Origin of the sequence: Confluentibacter flavum (assembly GCF_002843175.1) — a bacterium.
Lineage (GTDB): Bacteria > Bacteroidota > Bacteroidia > Flavobacteriales > Flavobacteriaceae > Confluentibacter > Confluentibacter flavum.
Genome location: NZ_PJEO01000004.1, coordinates 1 through 21,797, shown reverse-complemented (window position 1 = coordinate 21,797; position 21,797 = coordinate 1). Strand labels below are relative to the sequence as shown.

The 21,797-nt window shown below is 33.4% G+C and carries 20 protein-coding genes and 1 tRNA gene; 14 read left to right on the top strand and 7 right to left on the bottom strand.

What is annotated here, in order from left to right:
• Positions 1-38 precede the first annotated feature (38 nt).
• From CSW08_RS00565 to CSW08_RS00550, 4 genes are all read left to right on the top strand, one after another.
• A complete protein-coding gene (locus tag CSW08_RS00565; protein ID WP_106657965.1) occupies positions 39-1,271 on the top strand; it encodes a hypothetical protein in 1,233 nt (410 codons plus the stop codon).
• 115 nt (positions 1,272-1,386) lie between these two features.
• Complete coding sequence (locus CSW08_RS00560; RefSeq protein WP_106657964.1) at positions 1,387-2,064, top strand: succinate dehydrogenase cytochrome b subunit; 678 nt, start codon at positions 1,387-1,389, stop codon at positions 2,062-2,064.
• Between the two features lie 10 nt (positions 2,065-2,074).
• Positions 2,075-4,087 (top strand): fumarate reductase/succinate dehydrogenase flavoprotein subunit, encoded by a 2,013-nt coding sequence (locus CSW08_RS00555; RefSeq protein ID WP_106657963.1) that lies wholly within the window; start codon positions 2,075-2,077, stop codon positions 4,085-4,087.
• Positions 4,088-4,181: 94 nt separating this feature from the next.
• Positions 4,182-4,922 carry a succinate dehydrogenase/fumarate reductase iron-sulfur subunit gene (locus CSW08_RS00550; RefSeq protein WP_106658037.1) on the top strand — a complete coding sequence of 247 codons (741 nt, stop codon included), beginning with the start codon at positions 4,182-4,184 and terminating at the stop codon, positions 4,920-4,922.
• A gap of 599 nt (positions 4,923-5,521) precedes the next feature.
• On the opposite strand, the gene CSW08_RS00545 is transcribed toward CSW08_RS00550, so the two are convergent.
• The 5 genes from CSW08_RS00545 to CSW08_RS00520 form a co-directional block, all read right to left on the bottom strand.
• The gene (locus tag CSW08_RS00545) at positions 5,522-5,965 is read right to left on the bottom strand and encodes a retropepsin-like aspartic protease family protein (RefSeq protein ID WP_106657962.1); all 444 of its coding nucleotides are present in this window, start codon (positions 5,963-5,965) and stop codon (positions 5,522-5,524) included.
• Positions 5,934-8,522: a CHAT domain-containing protein gene (locus tag CSW08_RS00540; RefSeq protein ID WP_106657961.1), complete on the bottom strand. Its 2,589-nt coding sequence runs from the start codon at positions 8,520-8,522 to the stop codon at positions 5,934-5,936. The genes CSW08_RS00545 and CSW08_RS00540 overlap by 32 nt, the downstream gene beginning before the upstream one ends.
• Positions 8,523-8,541: 19 nt before the next feature.
• Positions 8,542-10,497 (bottom strand): DUF7849 domain-containing protein, encoded by a 1,956-nt coding sequence (locus CSW08_RS00535; RefSeq protein ID WP_449393982.1) that lies wholly within the window; start codon positions 10,495-10,497, stop codon positions 8,542-8,544.
• A gap of 340 nt (positions 10,498-10,837) precedes the next feature.
• Positions 10,838-11,812, bottom strand: a complete 975-nt coding sequence (locus tag CSW08_RS00525) for a hypothetical protein (RefSeq protein ID WP_106657958.1) — start codon at positions 11,810-11,812, stop codon at positions 10,838-10,840.
• Positions 11,813-11,986: 174 nt separating this feature from the next.
• Positions 11,987-12,424 carry a hypothetical protein gene (locus CSW08_RS00520; RefSeq protein WP_106657957.1) on the bottom strand — a complete coding sequence of 146 codons (438 nt, stop codon included), beginning with the start codon at positions 12,422-12,424 and terminating at the stop codon, positions 11,987-11,989.
• Between the two features lie 135 nt (positions 12,425-12,559).
• Between CSW08_RS00520 and CSW08_RS00515 the strand changes: the two genes are divergently transcribed.
• From CSW08_RS00515 to CSW08_RS00475, 9 genes are all read left to right on the top strand, one after another.
• A complete protein-coding gene (locus CSW08_RS00515) occupies positions 12,560-13,141 on the top strand; it encodes an RNA polymerase sigma factor (RefSeq protein WP_106657956.1) in 582 nt (193 codons plus the stop codon).
• 95 nt (positions 13,142-13,236) lie between these two features.
• Positions 13,237-13,971: a tetratricopeptide repeat protein gene (locus tag CSW08_RS00510; RefSeq protein WP_106657955.1), complete on the top strand. Its 735-nt coding sequence runs from the start codon at positions 13,237-13,239 to the stop codon at positions 13,969-13,971.
• Between the two features lie 65 nt (positions 13,972-14,036).
• Complete coding sequence (locus CSW08_RS00505) at positions 14,037-14,804, top strand: TatD family hydrolase (protein ID WP_106657954.1); 768 nt, start codon at positions 14,037-14,039, stop codon at positions 14,802-14,804.
• A gap of 2 nt (positions 14,805-14,806) precedes the next feature.
• Positions 14,807-15,838 carry an asparaginase gene (locus CSW08_RS00500; RefSeq protein WP_106657953.1) on the top strand — a complete coding sequence of 344 codons (1,032 nt, stop codon included), beginning with the start codon at positions 14,807-14,809 and terminating at the stop codon, positions 15,836-15,838.
• Positions 15,839-15,912: 74 nt separating this feature from the next.
• Positions 15,913-16,000: transfer RNA gene (locus CSW08_RS00495), tRNA-Ser, on the top strand.
• Between the two features lie 72 nt (positions 16,001-16,072).
• Positions 16,073-16,840, top strand: a complete 768-nt coding sequence (locus tag CSW08_RS00490) for a MotA/TolQ/ExbB proton channel family protein (protein WP_106657952.1) — start codon at positions 16,073-16,075, stop codon at positions 16,838-16,840.
• 21 nt (positions 16,841-16,861) lie between these two features.
• Positions 16,862-17,290 (top strand): hypothetical protein, encoded by a 429-nt coding sequence (locus CSW08_RS00485; protein ID WP_106657951.1) that lies wholly within the window; start codon positions 16,862-16,864, stop codon positions 17,288-17,290.
• A 2-nt stretch (positions 17,291-17,292) separates the two neighbouring features.
• On the top strand, positions 17,293-17,904 hold the full coding sequence (locus tag CSW08_RS00480) for an ExbD/TolR family protein (protein ID WP_106657950.1): 612 nt from the start codon (positions 17,293-17,295) through the stop codon (positions 17,902-17,904).
• A 29-nt stretch (positions 17,905-17,933) separates the two neighbouring features.
• The gene (locus tag CSW08_RS00475) at positions 17,934-18,416 is read left to right on the top strand and encodes an ExbD/TolR family protein (RefSeq protein WP_106657949.1); all 483 of its coding nucleotides are present in this window, start codon (positions 17,934-17,936) and stop codon (positions 18,414-18,416) included.
• 50 nt (positions 18,417-18,466) lie between these two features.
• Here CSW08_RS00475 and hflX read toward each other — a convergent pair whose 3' ends face one another.
• Positions 18,467-19,684 carry a GTPase HflX gene (gene hflX / locus CSW08_RS00470; protein WP_106657948.1) on the bottom strand — a complete coding sequence of 406 codons (1,218 nt, stop codon included), beginning with the start codon at positions 19,682-19,684 and terminating at the stop codon, positions 18,467-18,469.
• A gap of 74 nt (positions 19,685-19,758) precedes the next feature.
• Here hflX and CSW08_RS00465 point away from each other — a divergent pair, with 74 nt between their 5' ends.
• Complete coding sequence (locus tag CSW08_RS00465) at positions 19,759-20,727, top strand: endonuclease/exonuclease/phosphatase family protein (protein WP_106657947.1); 969 nt, start codon at positions 19,759-19,761, stop codon at positions 20,725-20,727.
• A 60-nt stretch (positions 20,728-20,787) separates the two neighbouring features.
• On the opposite strand, the gene CSW08_RS00460 is transcribed toward CSW08_RS00465, so the two are convergent.
• A complete protein-coding gene (locus CSW08_RS00460; RefSeq protein ID WP_106657880.1) occupies positions 20,788-21,693 on the bottom strand; it encodes an IS982 family transposase in 906 nt (301 codons plus the stop codon).
• Positions 21,694-21,797: the final 104 nt, after the last annotated feature.

Here is a 21,797-nt window from a genome sequence, read left to right as displayed (position 1 = left end):
CGGAAAATTTAATTTCTTATGCTTAATTACTACTCACCATGACTAAACTACTACTTACCATTATAATTTTTTGTTTTGCTTTTCAATCTTTTTCTCAAGATAGTAATTCTACTGTAAGGGTTTTCTTGGATTGTGATTTTTGTGATAATACCTATATTAAACAAAACCTTAATAATGTAGAATTTGTTAGGGATCAAAATTTTGCTGATGTCCATCTCTTTTTTGTAAGACAAATAAATGGCAGCGGCGGCAGTTTGTATGACATAGATTTTATCGGGAAAAACGAATTGGAGTATCTATCGGATAAAATAAGTTTTTCAACAGATTCGAATATGACCAATGATGATGTTCGTAATAGAATATTAAATTTTATAAAGCTAGGGTTGGTTAGATACTGGCTGAAGAGGGAGCAAACAGATGTTGTTACAATAACTGTTAATAAAAGGGAGGGGCAAGGTGAAGAGGAAGTGGTTGATGACCCTTGGAATTATTGGGTGTTTGAATTAAATGCCAGAGGCGACATTGATGGTGAACAACAACGAAAACAATTGGATGTGGACTTCAGCGCATCAGCAAAAAGAGTTACAGAACAGAATAAGTTTTCAATTAGAGCTAGTTATAGTGAAAATAAATCTACTTTTAATTATGAAAATGAGGAAATAAACGCTATAAGGCAATCAAAAGATATTAGAATTAGTGATGTTATTAGCATTGGAGGAAACTGGTCTGTTGGAGCTTTTGGCAGAATAGGTTCTTCAGTTTACAGCAATCAGGATTTTTATTGGGAATTAAAACCTGCAATCGAGTTCAACTTTTTTGATTATTCAAAATCAGCAGAAAAGCAGCTGGTGCTATCCTATAGAAATGGAATGATCTATAATGAATATATTGAAACTTCAGTTTTTGCAAAAGATGATGAGCACCTCTGGGAGCATGAAGTAATTTTGGGGGGCACGGTTAATAAAAGATGGGGGAATATTTTTGCAGAAGCTTCCTTCGAGCAATATTTAAACGATACTACCTTAAATGCTTTTAGGTTTTACCTCGGCACCAGCATAAGGGTGTTTAAAGGCTTTAATTTAAATATTAATGGTAATTATCGTATAGTCAGTAATCAAATAAACTTACCTGCCGGAGATGTATCCTTGGAAGAATTACTATTGCGCCAACAGCAACTTGCTTCCGGGTTTGAATATTCCCTCAGGATTGGTATTAGCTATTCTTTCGGTTCAATATACAATACCATTGTTAACCCTCGTTTTAATTTTTAATTTTTTTCTATAAAAAATTTAAAATCATTCTAAATAACGAAAACATGATAAATGTTTGTTGTCTGAAACCTTAACCTAACTTACATTTGTATTCTTATAAAATAACTTCAAAAAAATGAGTGGATTTTTTAAATCTTCGATTGGAAGAAAAGTAGCCATGGCACTTTCGGCTTTGTTTCTTATGTTTTTCTTACTTCAGCATTTCGCCATAAATATTTTGTCTGTTTTTAGTGAAAATGCATTTAATGAGGTTTCCCATTTCATGGGAACAAACTTTTTAATACAATTTGTATTACAACCTGTTTTAATTTTTGGTGTTGTATTTCACTTTATTATGGGATTTATACTTGAAATTAGGAACAACAAAGCAAGACAAATTTCTTATGTGAAAAACAATGGATCTGCCAATTCTACTTGGATGAGTAGAAACATGATTTATACTGGATTGGTAATCTTGGCATTTATTATTTTACACTTTATTGATTTTTGGTTTCCTGAAATCAATACCAAATACATACAAGGCGATATGTCTGGTGTGCATGAAGGGGTTGAAGGATACCGATACTTCCACGAATTGCAAGAAAAATTTGTTAGCCCAATTAGGGTTGGTGCTTATGTTATAGCATTTATATTTTTATCACTGCATTTAATGCATGGTTTTGCATCAGCTTTCCAATCTATGGGAGGTTCAACAATAAGAAAGAAAAGTTTGCAAAGCATAGGAAAAGCATATTCAATTTTAATCCCACTAGGATTTATATTTATTGCTTTGTATCATCACTTTAACCATTAATCTTAGAAATATGGCTTTAAATTCAAAAATACCTGAAGGTCCAATTAAAGATAAATGGACAGATTATAAAAATCATATCAATTTAGTAAATCCGGCTAATAAACGTCATATTGATGTCATCGTAGTTGGAACTGGTTTAGCTGGTGGTTCAGCCGCGGCTACTTTAGCTGAATTAGGTTATAATGTAAAAGCATTTGCTTATCAAGATTCCCCGCGTCGTGCGCATTCAATCGCTGCCCAAGGTGGTATCAATGCTGCTAAAAACTACATGGGTGATGGTGATTCTACATACAGATTGTTTTACGATACTGTAAAAGGAGGCGATTACCGTTCTCGTGAAGCTAATGTATATCGTTTAGCTGAAGTATCAGCTAATATTATTGATCAATGCGTGGCTCAAGGTGTTCCTTTTGCGCGTGATTATGGTGGATTATTGGATAATCGGTCATTTGGTGGCGTATTGGTTTCCAGAACGTTTTATGCAAAAGGACAAACCGGACAACAATTATTGCTAGGAGCATATTCAGCAATGAACAGACAAATTGCACGAGGTAAAATAGAAATGTTTAACCGTCATGAAATGCTTGATGTTGTAAAAGTTAATGGAAAAGCAAGGGGCATTATAGCTCGTAATTTGATTACTGGAGAAATTGAACGACATTCAGCTCATGCTGTTGTTATTGCCACAGGAGGTTATGGTAATGTATATTATTTGTCTACCAATGCCATGGGAAGTAATGCCACGGCTGCTTGGAAAATTCATAAAAAAGGCGCATTTTTTGCCAATCCATGTTTCACACAAATCCATCCTACTTGTATTCCTCGTTCAGGAGATTATCAATCTAAATTAACATTGATGTCTGAATCTTTAAGGAATGATGGCCGTATTTGGGTGCCAAAACATATTGAAGATGCTAAGTCTCTTCAACAGAGAAAAATGAAACCGACGGATATTCCCGAAGAAAACAGGGATTATTTCTTAGAACGCAGATATCCAGCTTTTGGTAATTTAGTACCTCGTGATGTGGCTTCTAGAGCTGCTAAAGAACGTTGTGATGCCGGTTTTGGTGTGAATGCAACTGGTGAAGCTGTATATTTAGATTTCGCTGCAGCTATCGAACGTTACGGAAAAACTCAAGCTAAAATTCAAAATTTAGAAAATCCTTCCAAGGAAAAAATATATGACTTAGGTCGCGCTATAGTAGAAGAAAAATATGGGAACTTATTCCAAATGTATGAGAAAATTGTAGATGAAGATCCTTATAAAACACCTATGATGATTTACCCTGCTACACATTACACCATGGGTGGTATTTGGGTAGATTATAATTTAATGACTACAGTTAATGGTTTATACTGTATTGGAGAGGCTAACTTCTCTGAACATGGTGCCAATAGATTGGGAGCTTCAGCATTAATGCAAGGATTGGCTGATGGTTATTTTGTATTGCCTTATACCATTGGAGATTACTTATCAAATGAAATTAGAACAGGAAAAATTCCAACGAACACTCCAGAATTTGATGAAGCTGAAAATGATGTTAAAGAGCGATTAAATTTCTTCATTAATAATAAAGGAGAACATTCTGTAGATTACTACCACAAAAAATTAGGTAAAATTATGTGGGATAAGGTAGGAATGTCGAGAAATGCACAAGGACTGATTTCAGCCATGGCTGAAATCAAAGAACTTCGAGAAGATTTCTGGAAAAATGTAAAAGTACCTGGTAAGTTAGATGAGATGAATCCTGAATTGGAAAAGGCTGGACGTGTTGCAGACTTTTTAGAGTTAGGGGAATTGTTTGCTAAAGATGCCTTAATGCGTAACGAATCTTGCGGTGGTCATTTTAGGGAAGAATCCGTGGAACTTGATGGAGAACAAAAAGGAGAAGCAAAACGTAATGATAAAGAGTACGCTTTTGTAGCAGCGTGGGAGTATAAAGGAGAACCATCTGCTGCCGTTTTACATAAAGAGGAATTAGAGTTTAAAGATATTGAACTAAAACAACGTAGTTATAAATAGTTGATGGTTTGTGGTTGTCAGTTGATGGTTTAAAATTTGTATAACCACATCAAACAGCTAACAACCAATGACCAACAACCAACAACTAAAATATATGAATTTAACACTAAAAATTTGGAGACAAGAAGACTCAAAGGCAAAGGGTCGAATGGTGGATTATAAAGTTACTGAAATTTCAGAACATATGTCTTTTTTAGAAATGATGGATGTTTTGAATGAACAACTTGTAAATAAAGGTGAAGATCCAGTTGCTTTTGATCACGATTGTCGTGAAGGTATTTGTGGTATGTGCTCTATGTATATTAATGGTGAAGCACATGGCCCAGATAGAGGTGTAACCACTTGCCAATTACATATGCGCATGTTTAAGGATGGGGATACCATCACTATAGAACCATTTAGAGCAACCGCTTTTCCTGTCATAAAGGATTTGGTTGTTGATAGAAGTTCCTTTGAACGCATCCAACAAGCAGGGGGTTATATTTCGGTTAACACATCTGGTAATACCCAAGACGCCAATTCCATTCCAATTTCTAAACATGCAGCCGATGAAGCTATGGATGCAGCCATGTGCATTGGTTGTGGGGCTTGTGTGGCATCCTGTAAAAACTCTAGCGCCATGCTATTCGTTGGTGCTAAGGTATCTCAATATGCTTTATTGCCACAAGGACAAGTAGAAGCTGCAGATCGAGTAAGAAACATGGTGGCACAAATGGATTTAGAAGGTTTTGGAAATTGTACAAATACTGGTGCTTGTGAAATAGAATGTCCGAAAGGGATTTCTTTAGAAAATATAGCTAGAATGAATAGAGAGCTAATGAAAGCGTCTATTTAGAATTTGAAAAAAAATAATTACAAAAAGAAAGTGCGGCCGATAGAGTGTCGCACTTTTCGCTTACAATGGTTTAATTGCCTAATAGATCTAGAAAAAATTAACCACAATGTTAATTGTGACAATAGCAATTACCAGAACAATCAAAGAAATTAAGAAAAACGCATTCAAGAATTTACTTTTATTTTCCATAGGTATAGGTAACGAATAGTTTTGGGTTATCTTAAAATATTAATTTTTGAAAACTCTGTGCCATTACGACACAGAGTTTTTTTTAAAAATTCTCTCTCTAAGAATTTATTAATAGCGATGTAAAATTAAAAATATTTGGAAGAAATAAAACACAAGTCTATAAGTATTTTGTTACATTAATAAAATACTTATAAATTTATAAAAAAGAAAGCCCCAGAATATTGTAATCCAGAGCCTTCAATAATTCTCCCTAAGAACTAATTAATAGCCTTGTAAAAGTACATTATGGATGTGTTATAAAACACACGCAGTTCTACGTATTTTTATAAGCTATTATGCAATTACTATAGATAATAATTATTAGTTGAAAATAGGGATGAGCTGCTATTTACGATGTCCAAAAGAACCTCTTATAACTTTAAATAAAGATATTTTTTATCATAATCAATGATAGCCTTTCCTTTTTTTAAAATATCAGCACCAATAATCCCATCCACTGGCTTAGATTTATGATTTATAAGCGCTGTGTTTACATGAGTGAGGTTAAACAATATCAAAGCGGTTTTAGTACTACGCCATTTTCCTATTTTTACTTTATTTTTTATTGACATTTTGGTGTCCATGTTTGCGTCACCAGCTCCTGCTGCTTTAATTTCAGAATCTTCAACATCCAGTTTAAATGTCTCAATAGCTTCAAAACCCACACAAGAATTGGACGCCCCTGTATCCAAAATAAATAATCCTTTACGTCCGTTAATTGTTGCTTTAATTTCAAAATGATTTGTTTTAGTTAAATGAAGTTTAACTTTAATATAGTTTTTTTTAAGAAGAAATTTTTCTAGTGTTTCTAACATGCTGCTCAAATTTGAAAAATAAAAATACTATAATAAGAAGTATGGATGTGCCAAAAATTATATAAAATATCATGTTATTTGGTTTTGCTTTATCTAGTGTTCCATAGTAAACAAAAGCACTCCAATAATAGGGCGACTTTTTTTCATTACTAATAGCTTCGTTTTCAAGATATGCTATTTTAGAATTATTGTTCGCTACAAATGCCGATTCCGATTTATTGTAATTTTCATAAAACGATTGTATAATTTGTGAAGTCGATAAATCGTTAATCTGCCACAAAGAAAATAGTAAATTATCTGCACCCGCATATTGAAATCCTCTGGCAATACTCATAGCACCTTCGCCTTTATAAAGTTTGCCAATACCGGTTTCGCATGCACTTAAAACCACTAAATCGGGCTTTAAGTCTAAGCTGTACAATTCATTTAAAAACAAGGTATCATTGTAAAACGATATGTTGGCTGGGTTTACAAAATCGCCACTACTGGCATGAGTTGATAAGTGCAAGATGCTATAATTACCAGCATTTTCTATAAAATTTTGTTTGGATGCCTTTATATTCATAAACAGGTTGGAAGGCATCTCTTTTTCAATGGCATGTGCTTCGTTTACAGAATAGGTAAGCTTTTGATTGGTGTTTTCAAATACAGGAAAAAACCCAAGCAGGTCTTTGCTTTTTCGTTCTTGATTTTCGGTTAAATAAAATGTTACACTCGAATTATAAATAATATTTTGACTTTTAACTACAAAAGGCATTTTTGAATACGACGTGGTTGTGGTTTTAGAAGTAAGTAAGGCTTCAAATGGAATAAAATTTAATAACCCATCGGGAATAATCACAACATTTTTATGGGTTGAAAGCTTATTAAAGTTTAGTAATTTAAAAATTGTAAAAGCTTGATTGGTATAGTTGATTATATCGTTATTTATTATGGAAGAGTCATCAAATAAATGAATAAAGCTTATTATCTTTTTTTTGATTTCTTCGGTTAGCCGAATGCTTTCAATGTCGATGTCTTTTTCTGAAATCACGAATTGGTATAAAGTATTTTTTCCGAAGAAATAGGCAACCAAAACAGCTTCATCCTTTGCTAATTTGCTTTGAAAACTTTCTAAAGTATATGCCTTGTTGCTTTCTGGATACTTTTTTGAAATAGCTATTTTTAATGTTTTTAATTGAAGGCTAATAGCACTTAATTTTTCACTTAAATGGTTTACTGCTGAAGCTTTATTGGCGCCAAGCTGCTCTTTTATTAACAAGCCTGTGTAATATTCTTGGGTTTTTAGAAGATGAAATTCTTTAGCGAGTAAACTATCGTTAGGAAACTGTTGCAAGCGCAATTTTTTCAGATTCATATCCTTTATAACCGAAGCTTTATTGTTTTCTGAATATTGAAAGGCTTCAAACAAAAGTGATTTTTTTTTGGTTTGTTTATAGATGTTAAAAAGTATATCGATACAGTGCTCACTCCTAATTCGGTTTGAGGCTTCGTTAAAAATTTTGGTTTCTTGCGACGTCCAGGTTTCTTGCAATAAATCAGAAACATAAAAGCTTAAATCGTAACTCTCTAATGCTTTTTCTGGGTTGGTTTGAATAGAAGCATGCAAATCGAAAATATTTATAAATGTATTTTCTGAGTACAAATCTTTTTTGTTGGGCAACCCTTTTCCATTAAAATTTGGCAACAATATTTTGATGGCTTGTTGCAAACTCTTTAAAGCATCATTTGGCTGTTTAAGTAAATGGTATAATTGTGCTTTTTCAACATAAAATTTCGCCAAATCTCTTACAGATAAATTTATTTCAGAAAGATATTCATGTGCTTTGTTGAACGCATTTAAAGCTTCCGGATAATTGCCTTTTTGAAGTTCTATTAAATAATTGTTTTTATACTTTTCAAAGTTTAAGGAAGTTGAAGTATTGTTTAATAGTGAAGCGGCTTCGTAATTATTTAAAGCCGCTAAACTATTCGTTCTTATGTTTTGAAGCAATGCTTTTTGATGGCTGTTTATATTAGAAAATTTAAAAGCATCATCAACAATTTTTAATACCGTTTCGTGCTTGTTAAGGGTTTGGTATAGTTTGGCTAAATTGATAGCACCGCTAATTTGATGCTTGGTGTTTTTATTTTTTTCAGCTAAAAAAATGTATTGGTTTATGGTACTAACTGCGTTGGTGTAATCGCCCGTTTTGGTATATAAATTACCCAATGGTTTTAGGCAACTTTCTATAATATCAAAATCTGAAAATTTTGAAAGCTCATTACTATTGAATCGTTTTAGAGCATCTTCATATGTAGAAATGGCTTCTTTTAATTTGGAATGTTCATCTAAATAATAACCTTTGTGGCACTGTAAAAAAACGAGTGCTAATTGCTCGTCTTTAGTTTTTACGTGAGTTTTAAATGAAGATTCTTGCTGATTTAAAAGTTTTAATGACGCATCATTTTTATTGCTAATAAATGTTTCGGCAGCAGTATAAATGGCTTCTTCTAAATTTTGGGAAAAAGAGATTCCAGAGAAAAAAAATATTAGAATAATGATGCTCTTTCCCATAGATTAATCAGCTTAAGCTTCAAAACTTCCAAATGGCATAGAATTGCCAATAATTAAAATCGTTTTCAAAATTTATAATATAGCGTGCGCCTAAACTGGGACCGATTCTAGCAAAACCTGCGGTAGCTTCAAATAACAAGCCGGTTCTTAAATTGGTAAATGAGTTGGTTGTATTTACAGAATCTTCTTTGGAATCTATAATAGGTCCGTCTGTGGTATCGCCTTCGAACCGCTCGGTTAAAACAGATTGTTTTTGTTTTTCGCTAAGTGAGATAGTATTTTGTAAACCGGCTCCAAGACCGATGTAATTATTCATATTATAACGAATTAAAATGGGCACATCCCAATCGATGTTTTCAAAAGAATTTCGGGTTGTGGTACGCTGCAAAAAACGAATACCTTGTGCATCTTGAACAAACTCTTCTGTGACATTGGTGTTGGCATCATAATTATGAAAGTTATTCATCAATTCAACCTGCCAATACCAGCGATACGATTTGTATGGCGACAGCGTAGCTCCAAAAAAGTAGCTTTCAGAATTATTTAAATCTGAAAAAGAATTAATCCCAACTTTGGCACCAATAGAAATTCCCGGTAAAAAACGCGTGGTGGAATAGTTGGTGATTATTGGGTCGTTTTTATCGAAGATAATAGCAGTTCTACTTTTGGTTTTTTGTTTATGAAAATCTTTGGCAAACTTTATACTATACTTTACTAAGCCTTTGGTAGAATCGTATTCTTTCACATTTTTTTGCTCACTTCCGGGCAGGTAAATATTTTTAAATGTGAATATAGCCTGAGTATCTGTAAACATGGTGTCCAAGCAGCTATACAATACCTCTTTTTTGGGACAGATATCGCATTTGGGATACATATCTAAAACTTTCAATGTTGATTTGTCCAGCATTTCAGGAATATCGGTTTCTAAGCGAATGGTTCGTGCAGGCCCTTCACCGTTGTTTTGAAATTTAATTTTATATTTTAAAGTTTTAAAACGTACCAATCTGTAATTCATGAACGTGCCGTTTGATGACATTTTATTAGGATCGTGCGAGGTTACAATTTCCATTTCCATGTCTTTTACTTTATGGTTGTCGTAATTGGCATCGGGCACATAAATACCTCGCACGGAAATAATGGCACTGGTATCTTTAAGCATTTCGGGGGTGGTTTTTAAACTGAAAAAGAGGTTGCGCTCTTCTTGGGGTTTCATGTTATCAAACTCCAAAAGACTCCAGTTTTTGTAAAAGGCTTTAGAGTTTGCAATGGTTAAAGGCAGGTTGGTTTTTTCGGTAGAATCTTGGGAAAAAGTGCGTGCCTCAATAAACTCATTATTAGAAGATGCCAAATAACTGCCATCGTCATCAATATTATGTGTGTAAGCAAATCCATCTGCATCTATATTCTTTTCATTATGATAAGTTCTGGTTTCTAGTAGTTCGAAGTTATTGGCTTTGTATTGATGCTCGTTATAAAACAAAAACAATTTCCCATTTGCAGTATAATCTTTTGGGTTTTTATAACTAACAATTACCACCATTTCTTCGTCGGGCACGGGTTCTCGGTTACTTTTTAATATAAAATCTTCTTCCATACTTGCAGCGTCATTATACGCTGTTGTTATGTCGCTTATGGCTATTTTTTTAGGACGTGTTGTGGGTGGTTTGCCAGTATCATAATTATTGGTTGCCCAAAGTTTCACTTCATATTCCCCCGTTTTTTTATAAACGTGCTTTGGTTTTTCTTCGGTGCTATAATGGCCATCACCAAATTCCCAGTAATGGGTGTAAAATGCTTTAGGAGCTCCTGCTATTTGGTTTAATGTGGGCGTTTCAGGAGTAAACAAAACGTCATTGCCATTGGTTGTATTTTTAATGTTTGCAACTCTTGTTAGCGTATCGTTTACAATTAGTTTTTGAGCATAACTGTAAACGCTAATTAAAAATAAACATAGAAAAGAAAACCGTTTGTTCATCATAATGAGGTTTAAATAGATTTTAAATATACAAAAAGTGGCATTTATGAAACTGTTTTTAATTAGTATCTGTTATTATAATGGATGTAAGTTAGATAGTATGATAGCTATATTAGCACCAATTACAAATAAAATGATGCATACTATAATGAATATAAAAACAAACTTTTTCATGATGTGTTCTGTATACCATTATATCAATAAAGTTGGTGTTTTGTTACCCGTTATTAAATGGTTTTATAAAAAAATCCCAGAAACTAAGTGTCTCTGGGATAAAAAAGCAGGTTAAGAATTGTAGCAAACCATGATTTTTAAGTAGGTAATTAAAATGAGTAGCTGTTTATGGTAAACCATTTATAATGGTAGTAAGTTGTGCTTCGGTAGCTATAGACGTTTCACCTTCTGTAAATGTGATAACACCATTTTCAACAATAGTCACCGCTTTTATAGCGTATTTCCAGTTGCCATCTTCTTCGGTTGCGAAAATAACGTGACATTCTAATCCGATTGGAATTTGTCCGTAATGCTCGCTGAATAATCCAGTTTGGGCATCGTAAGTGTCAAGACCAGCTAAACCAGAATCTTCACCATCATAAGATAAATATACCGAGCTATTTGTGTTGTTGTAGCCTGTTGGAACACCAACTAAAATAGTTGTTTTTGGTCGTGGGTCACTGTAAAATCTATCAACGTTAGACCATCCAAACGATTGGAAAAAACCATAGTATTGGTTGCCTTCTGCGAATACGCCCCCTTGACCGTTGGCGCCATCACGTTTGTCTTCAGCCCAAGCAAGATCTCCGTTATCATCAATAATACCATTCCAGAGTATCATATCGTTATCTATACCACCTGTTAAATCAGCAGGAATTATCATTTGGAATGCGCAGTTGGTATCTAAAGCTATACCGTTTTGAGTAGCTTGTACAAAAAACTCACCACCAGAGATTAATAAGGCTTTGTCACCGCTTGGTAAAATACCCATTGTAGGTTTGTTTGTTGTAAGCATGTTGCCTTTATCAAATAACTCAATAAATTCTAATTCTACGGCACCGGTTACGGCGTCCCCGTTTTTGGTTAAACAGGCGCCATTAATGTTAATTTCAACGCCTTTTTCTGAGGTAAAGGTAACAGAGCCATCTTCTGCATTAAATTGAAATGTTTGGGTTAAAGCGGTTAAAGCTTCTTCTTTTAAAGCATCAAATTCTTGAGCTGTTGCGGGGATTATTAATTCGTCGTTGTCGTTTTTTGAACAGCTTGTAAATACTAAAGCCGTTAATAAAAGTGTTCCTAAAATGTGTTTTAAATTTTTCATGATTATTGGGTTTTAAAGTTATTATTTATATGTAAATATTAAATTGTTTTTTAAAGGTCATATGGTATCGCTTTATTTTCATAGGTGTTTGTTTTCAACAAACTTGTTATTAATGGCGATTTCATTGTTATATAAACAGGGCAACTATTTTGTTACCCTGTTTTGGTGTTTTTTTTATTGTTGAGGTTGACTGATGATTATTTTTGAAACAATGGCATCACCCGATGCTACTAGTGCTATCATTTTATGGGCATAAGCTTCAGAAGATGCATAACCTTTTGCTGAACCTGTTGCTGTTTCAACTTCCCAGAAGTAATTTCTTTTAGCGTTAATTTCAGATTTTAAAACTAGGTAACTTTTAATTTCAGTTCCTAAAACAATTTCACCAGAGCTGGCTAAAGCAATCATTTCTTTGGCACTTTCAAGCGAAAGAGAGGTTCCAGAATATACGCCTTTATCGGTTTCTACTTTCCAATCGAATACTTGAGCAATGTTTTCATTTGTTAGGATTACAACTTCAGTTGAAGTGTTAAGGGTCGAATTTTCATTTGTAGCATTTATGTTTAATATTGAAAAAGCTACTGTTGCGATAATTAAAATTGATTTCTTCATGATTTCTAATTTTTATGGATTAATTAAAATTTTTGTTTTAGCATTTTGCTGTTACACCCTTATATCAAAACCATTTAAAATTTGTTACCCATTTATTTTAAAGTTTTTTTAAATTAGCAGTAAATACAAGGGTTAATGAGTGAAAAAAAATTACATGAAGACCAAAAATATATCGATGGATTGCTTAAAAACAACGCCTTTATCATACAAGCAATCTATGATAAATTCGTACCAAAGGTTATTAACTACATCAAGCAGAATAATGGTGATAGCGACCATGCACAAGACATTGTACAAGACACTTTAATAACTATATATAATCAGGCTAGCCAAAAAAAATTAGAACTTACCTGCCCTTTTGATGCTTATTTCTTTTTATTGTGTAAACGCAAATGGTTAAATGAACTGAAAAAAACAGCCCATAAAGAGGTAACAATTAATGAGGAAGTTTTATATAAAGGTGACGACGCTCAAGAACTAGCATTTGAAACCGATGTGTTTGGCGAAAAACAAGCCTTATTTACTGAAATGTTCAATAAACTAGGAACTGCTTGTAAAGAATTATTAACCGCTACTTTTAAAATAAAATCGATGGAAGAAGTAGCCTCAAGTTTAGGTGTAACATACGCTTACGCCCGAAAAAAGAAATCTTTATGCATTGGTAAATTAACAGAGTTGGTTCAAGAGTCGCCAAAATTTAACCTACTTAATAAGTAACCATTATGAAACATCTATAACTAAATCTTTAATGCTATAACAAAAGATTAAATAGATGTAGCATGTGACTGCTAAAAAACAATAAAATTGAACACATGAAAGAGCAAGATTACATATTGTTTGAAAATTATATTTTAGGAGACCTTTCTGAAACCGAAAAAAACGCTTTTGAAACACAATTGAAAGCAGATTCAAAATTCAACGACAGTTTCAATACTTATAAAGAACTTTCTTCTTTTTTAGAACATAAATTTGAAAACGAAGCAGCTTCAACAGCATTTCAAAGTAATTTAGAAAATATTTCAAAAACTTATTTTGAAAAACAAGATGCCCCTATAAAAGTGATTCGTTTTAAAATTTGGCAATATGCTGTGGCAGCAACCGTAGCTTTATTAATTGGTATAACCGTGTTTAATAATTTTTCAAGTCCAGTTTATGAAGATTTTGCAGATTATAATAGCATTAGTTTAACCGTTAGAGGCGAACAAGATGCTTTGTTAAAAACAGCCGAAAATGCTTTTAATACTAAAGATTTCGCTAAAGCGGAAGAAGCTTTTAGAAGTTTAATGCTAATAGATAAAGACAATGCTGAATTACAATTTTATAGAGCTGTAGCCAATTTAGAATTAAACAAATTTGAAATGGCCGAAAGTTTATTAACTAGTTTGAGCAAAGGACAATCGGCATATAAAAACAAAGCTATTTGGTATTTGGCATTAAGTGATTTAAAACAAAAAGACTACGATGCGTGTTTAGAAATTTTAAAAACCATTCCAGAAGATGCAGACGATTATGACGAAGCTCAAAAACTTATAAAAAAATTAGATTAAAATAACCAATAAAATAGATAATGAGAAAGTCGCCAATTTAATGGTGACTTTTTTATTTTTACCGAATGATAATTACCGATACGCATACTCATTTATACAGCGACGCTTTTGATGAAGATAGAAATGCCATGATAACTCGTGCATTAAATGAAGGCGTTTCACGTTTTTTTATTCCAGCCATCGATTCTACATATACAGAATCAATGCTTCTACTTGAAAAGGATTATCCCAAAAATATTTTTTTAATGATGGGCTTGCATCCAACGCATGTTAAAGATAATTATAAAGACGAGTTAAGGTATGTTGAAGCCATGCTCGCAAAACGAAAATTTTATGCAGTAGGTGAAATTGGCATTGATTTGTATTGGGATAAGTCAACACTTGGTATTCAGCAAGAAGCGTTTAAACACCAAATTCAATTAGCTAAAAAATATAAGTTACCCATAGTAATTCATTGCAGGGAAGCTTTCGATGAAATCTTTGAAGTTTTAGAAACTGAAAAGAGTGATGAATTATTTGGAATTTTCCATTGTTTCACAGGTACAATTGAACAAGCGAACCAAGCCATTTCCTATAATATGAAATTGGGTATAGGTGGGGTAATAACTTTTAAGAACGGAAAAATTGACCAGTTTTTAAATGAAATAAATTTGAAGCATATTGTTTTAGAAACAGACTCGCCATATTTAGCACCTGTTCCATTTAGAGGTAAAAGAAATGAGAGCGCTTATATCATAGAGGTGTTGGAAAAATTATCACAACTATATAATATGCCTTCAAAAGAAATAGCAGACATTACAACTCAAAATTCTAAAGACATTTTCAAAATTTAAGTATGCATAAAACCAAATCAAACATATTACTTATATATACGGGAGGCACCATAGGCATGATACGAGATCCTGAAACTGGCTCGTTGCGTGTTTTCGATTTTAAAAATCTTTTGGATAAAATTCCAGAGTTAGAACAATTAGATTGCAATATCAATACATTTTCATTTAAAAACCCCATAGATTCTAGTAACATGAACCCCAATCATTGGGTGCAAATTTCAGACATCATAGAATCCCATTACCATACGTTTGATGGCTTTGTAATATTACATGGAAGCGATACTATGAGTTATACATCCTCTGCACTAAGCTTTATGCTAGAGAATTTATCCAAACCTGTTATTTTTACTGGTTCCCAATTACCTATTGGAGATTTACGCACCGATGCCAAGGAAAACTTAATTACATCCGTTCAACTAGCATCTTTAAAAAATGAGGACAAACCCGTAATTACTGAAGTCTGTTTATATTTTGAATATAAATTATATAGAGCCAATAGAACCACCAAGATTAATGCTGAAAACTTTGAAGCTTTTGCATCTTCAAATTATCCAGAGTTAGCAGAATCTGGGGTTCATTTAAAAATTAACTATCCCTATTTATGGAAACCAAATGTGACCCATCCTTTAAAAGTTCATAAAACATTACATACCAATATCGCACTAATCAAACTATTCCCTGGAATAACCGAAGTGTTTTTAAAAACCATATTAAACACGCCGCAATTAAAAGGTGTTATTTTAGAAACATTTGGTGCTGGAAACTGCATGACGGAAACTTGGTTTATCAATTTATTAAAGGAAGCTATTTTAAAAGGAATATATATTATTAACATAACCCAATGTATTGGTGGCAGCGTTAATATGGGGCAATATGAGACCAGTAGTCAACTTAAAGAGATAGGGATTATTTCAGGAAGGGACATGACGACAGAATCTGCTATTTGCAAACTTATGCATATGTTGGAAGGTGGATTTTCCTATGAAGAGTTCAAAACAAACTATGAAATGTCGTTACGAGGAGAATTGTCATAAAATTAACTTTTAAAGTTTTAGCATTTAACAATTTTTTTGTTATTTGCCTGCCTAAAATAAAATTCTCAGAATAAAGAGAGGTGGCCGAGTGGTCGAAGGCGCACGCCTGGAAAGTGTGTATACGCCAAAAGCGTATCGAGGGTTCGAATCCCTTCCTCTCTGCTGATATTTTTATTTTTTTAACGTATTTTTTTTATATCTTTAACACTTTAACTAATAAATCAAGATTTGAACATGAAAAGATTATTTTCTATCCTTGCCATATCAGGAATGATGGCTTTTGGAACTGTTAATGCAACTACTGCAACTACTAGCGCAGCTCTAACCACCGTAGCTAGTGTAACACAAGATGACCCTCCTGCCGAAGAAACGTTGGGATTTCATCAAGAATTAAAAAAGAGGTTTATTGAAGGAGGCCCAGGATTCATGGGGATTGTATTATTATGTTTAATTCTTGGTTTAGCTATTGCTATAGAGAGAATTATCTTTTTAAACCTTTCTACAACTAACACAAAAAAATTAACCCAAGATGTAGAAGATGCTTTAGCTTCTGGTGGTGTAGAAGCCGCAAAAGAAGTTTGTAGAAACACCAAAGGCCCTATTGCCTCTATTTACTATCAAGGTTTAGACAGAACCGACGAAGGTTTAGATGCTGCTGAAAAGGCTGTTGTAGCTTACGGTGGTGTTCAAATGGGACAATTAGAGAAAAACGTGTCTTGGATTTCATTATTCATCGCATTAGCACCGATGCTTGGATTCATGGGTACAGTAATAGGGATGATTGATGCATTCGATAAAATTGAAGCAGCAGGAGATATGAACCCAGCTTTGGTAGCAGGTGGTATTAAAATTGCCCTTTTAACTACAGTATTTGGACTTATTGTTGCCATTATACTTCAAATATTTTACAATTACATCATTGCAAAAATTGATAGCATTGTTAACGACATGGAAGATGCTTCTATCACGTTAATGGATTTGTTAATCAGACAAAAGAAGTAATCATTATAAAAAAATAAATTTATGGATTTACATAAAATATTAAAGATTGTAGCGATCATTCTTAGTGTCATTGGGGCAGGACTTGCTTTAGTGATTATATCAGGAGATGAGGCTACTGCAATAAATATGAGTGGAAATATGCTAATGGTTGCTTATGTAATTTTAGCAATTGTACTTATACTGGTTTTAATTTATGTGATAAAAGGATTGTTCTCTGGAAATATCAAAAAGACGTTAATGTCTGTTGGTGCATTTATAGCAGTTATTCTTATATCATATGTTTTATCATCCGGCACAGATTTAGACTTAACACCATTTAACAGTAAAGGATTAGGTATTACAGAAGCCATATCTAAAAACGTAGGGGCAGGTTTAATTGCTTTTTATATTTTAGGGTTTTTGGCAATAGCATCTATGGTCTTTTCTGGATTTAAAAAAATATCTAAATAATTATGGCAAAAAGAGCAGCACCCGAAGTTAATGCAGGCTCAATGGCCGACATTGCCTTCCTATTATTAATATTTTTCTTGGTTACTACAACCATACCTAAAGATTCAGGGATTAGCAGAAAACTGCCTCCTATTGATGATAGCGAAACAGAACCTCCTATTATTAGACAAAAAAACATTTTTACTGTATCGCTTAATAATAATGACCAATTGTTAGTAGAAGATAATCTTATGGAAATTAAAGATTTAAGAGCAGCTGCCATTGAGTTTTTGGATAATAATGGTGATGGTACTTGTAGTTTTTGTAAGGGCAAAAGAGACCCAGCGTCTTCAGACAACCCAACAGATAAAGCAGTAATCTCTTTAAAAAATGAAAGACAAACATCTTATGCGGCATACATATCGGTTCAAAATGAATTGGTAGCAGCTTACAATGAATTAAGGAATAGAAGGGCTCTTGAGATAGGAGCACAAAAAGGATTTCCTAATATGAATTTTATTGAAATGCAGGCTAAGCATGATGATGTAAGATGGGGGGGTAATAAAACTAAGTTAAAAGAAGTTATTGAGCAGATACAATTAGAGATTCCTCAAAAATTATCTGAAGTACAATAATAACTTTCATTTAGAAAAAAACAACAATTATGGCAAAATTTAATAAAAAAAAGGATGGGGGTTTGCCTCCAGTTAATACAGCAGCATTGCCTGATATTGTATTCATGTTGTTATTCTTCTTCATGGTGGCTACGGTAATGAGAGAGAACACTCTTAAAATAGCTAATATTTTACCATTAGCAAATCAAGTAGAAAAACTAGATAAGAAGAATCCAATAAGTTATATTTATATTGGAAAACCTAGCGACAATTATGCTTCTAAATTTGGTACAGAAGCCAGAATACAGTTAAATGATGACTTTGCTGATGTAAGCGAAATAGTCCCTTTTATAAACCAAGAAAGAGCTGCTTTAAGAGAAGAACTTGTTCCTTTTATAACAGTATCCTTAAAGGTTGATAAAAAATCTAATATGGGTATCGTTGGTGATGTTAAGCAAGAGCTAAGAAAAGCCAATGCTTTAAAAATAAACTATACTACAGGAACAGGTGATGTGTCAGCAAATGCTGAATAGTAATCTCTGTTATCATACACAAAAAAACGCTTCTTTTCAGAAGCGTTTTTTTATTCTTGAGATTCGTCATAATCAGGATACAAAAACTTGTTATAAGGAAAACGAGTTACATGGATTTCTCGAACTTCATCATAAACCCTCTTTTTAAAATCTTCTAAATTTTGTTTGTTCAATGCCGAAATAAATAAGGCATTGTTTCTGCCTACCCTGCCCATCCAAGTACGTTTCCATTCGTCTAAACTATAATTGGCTTTTGTTCTCTCTACGGTCAAATCTTCTTTATCAAAAGGTTCCGCTTCATAGGCGTCAATCTTGTTGAACACCATAATGGTGGGCTTATCATTGCTTTTAATTTCTCCTAAAATCTTGTTGACAGATTCTATATGTTCTTCAAAATTAGGATGCGAAATATCAACTACATGAAGTAATAAATCGGCTTCCCTAACTTCATCAAGTGTACTTTTAAAACTTTCTACCAATTGGGTAGGCAATTTTCTAATAAACCCAACGGTATCGCTTAACAAAAATGGCAAATTTTGAATCACCACTTTTCTCACGGTAGTATCTAATGTGGCGAACAGTTTGTTTTCGGCGAATACTTCGCTTTTACTAATCACGTTCATTAAAGTAGATTTACCAACATTAGTGTAACCAACCAGAGCAACTCTTACCATTGCTCCACGATTACCACGCTGTACAGACATTTGTTTGTCTATTGTTTTAATACGTTCTTTTAGAAGGGAAATTTTATCACGTACTATACGTCTATCCGTTTCTATTTCGGTTTCACCGGGACCACGCATACCAATACCTCCTTTTTGTCGCTCAAGATGCGTCCACATACCCCTTAATCGCGGCAATAAATATTCACATTGCGCTAATTCCACTTGTGTTCTAGCATAACTGGTTTGGGCACGTTGAGCAAAAATATCGAGTATTAAATTAGTTCTATCCAATACTTTGCAATTAAGAATTTTACTGATGTTTCGTTCTTGCGCAGACGAGAGTTCATCATCAAAAATGGCGGTTCCAATATCATTGTCGTCAATATATTGCTTTATTTCTTCAATTTTACCGGTTCCCATAAAGGTTTTAGGGTTGGGCATGTCCATCTTTTGCGTAAAGCGTTTTACGGCATAGCCACCAGCAGTAAATGTTAAAAACTCCAACTCATCTAAATATTCCTTAGATTTATCTTCATCTTGATTTTTAGTAACAATCCCTATTAAAACAGCTCTTTCTAAAGTAATATCTTTCTTTTCTAACATAAAAAAATTTAATGTACAAAGTTACATAATTACAGCCATTTTAATTTTTATATTTTTGGGGTTTATTTGTATTTATGACAGATTCATTGGAAGACATTTTAGTAAGGAACGATATGCAAACCCTGGCATTTTATAATTGTGAAAACCTATTTGATGTTTATGATGACCAGCGAACTAATGACAACGATTACACGTCTAATTCTGTAAAAAAATGGACGTATCAACGGTATGAAAATAAGCTTAGAAAACTAAGTTTTGCCATTTCAAATATTGGTAGGCTCGAAACAGGAAAACACCCCGCTTTGGTTGGGTTGGCAGAAATTGAAAACGCCAAAGTTATTAAAGACCTTATTAGCCAACCAAACCTTGAAGGCTGCAACTATAATTATATTCATTACAACTCTTTAGACGAACGTGGTATTGATGTGGCATTCATTTATGACAGAACCGTTTTTAAAGTAACACATTCTGAAACGTTTTCAATAGACTTAGTTAATGACCAGGGTCATTTAGGCTTTACCCGAGACATTTTATTGGTGAGTGGATTATTAGATGGAGAAAAAATTCACTTAATTATAAACCATTGGTCATCCAGACGCGAAGGCGAAAAAGAAACCGAGTACAAACGGATGGCTTCTAGCCATAAAGTGAGTGAGATTATACAGTTTTTAAGAACAGGGGATGTCGATGCTAAAATTGTTGTTATGGGCGATTTTAATGATGAACCCTTTAGCGACAGTATTAGAGCCTTAGTTGAGACCAACCAACTGCACAACCCTATGGAAACGATTCGTTCTTTTAGTAGGGGCTCGACCATACACAATAGAAAATGGAATTTGTTTGACCAAATCATCCTTTCCTTTAATTTTTTTAAAAGCTCAGAAAACCAGTTTGAGTTTTTTAAAGCCAATATTTTTGATGATGATTTCTTAAAGACTTATAGAGGTCATTATAAAGGCTCTCCTTTTAGAACCTATGCTGGTAAAAAATACACTGGGGGTTATAGTGATCACTTTCCGGTGTATGCTATTTTTAAGAAGTAAAATAATCACTTAAACTATTAACCGTCATTAAATAATTAAGTTAACGTGAGTTCGATGTAATTATAAAGTTAAATACAGTTGCTTTGTATCGACGAAGTTGTTTTTTAAAGAAGGTTTTCTATCTTTAAAATTATAGGCAATAAGTGAGGCAAAAATATTATTGAAGTAGTTGGTTACGCTTCTATGTCTAGAATGTTCAACTTGGCAAATGTTCTTGAGTTGGTCAAAAATAGTTTCGATAATGGCCCTTTTTCTTAAATGATAAGCATCTTGCACAGGGGTCAATAGTTTTGTTTTCATGTTCTTTTTAAGCTTGGTTACCAGATGCACTCCATTATAGAACAACTCAGTAAATAGATCTTTGGAGATGTAGCCTTTGTCACCAAAGAGCTTCCCAAACAGCTTTTTAACAAAGGCTTTGAAGCGTAAAGGTTTTCTATCATCCACATTGCCTTTAGTTATCATAAAATCAATGATACCGCCTTGGTCATTGGTGATTATGTGCAATTTGAAACCATAGAACCAACCCAGGGAACATTGTCCCCTTTGTGCCAAATCCTTGAATACCCTATGTTGGTTAATTCTTCGCTTGTCACAAACCCTTAGGGGCGTAGAATCTATAAAACTAATCCCCGTACAATTTGCCAATCCACAAACTTTGAGGTAAATAGCCAGGGGCATAAAGCTTTGCCCTTTGAGTTCCACCATACGATTATAGGATACCAGGTTTGGAAAATAACTGGTTAGATGTTTTGAGACATAGCCTATATAAAAATCCTTGAAGGTTTTATACCCGGATAAATGGAAAAGCACTTGAATGGTCATTACTTCAGAGAGGCCCATTTTTGAAGCTCTGGTGCGCTTTTTTCCATTGGCCAGTAGGCTTTTTTGCCAAAAAGGGACAAATTCAAGACAAAAATCATCAATAGAACAGAAAATTTCAGTAATTTTAGAATCGGAAATCATAGCGAAATATTTAGTTATATAATTGAAATTCAGAACTTTAATTTACTAAATTTTTCGCTTTTTTATTATAAATAAATCAACTTTTTTACGTCGAACTCACGTTA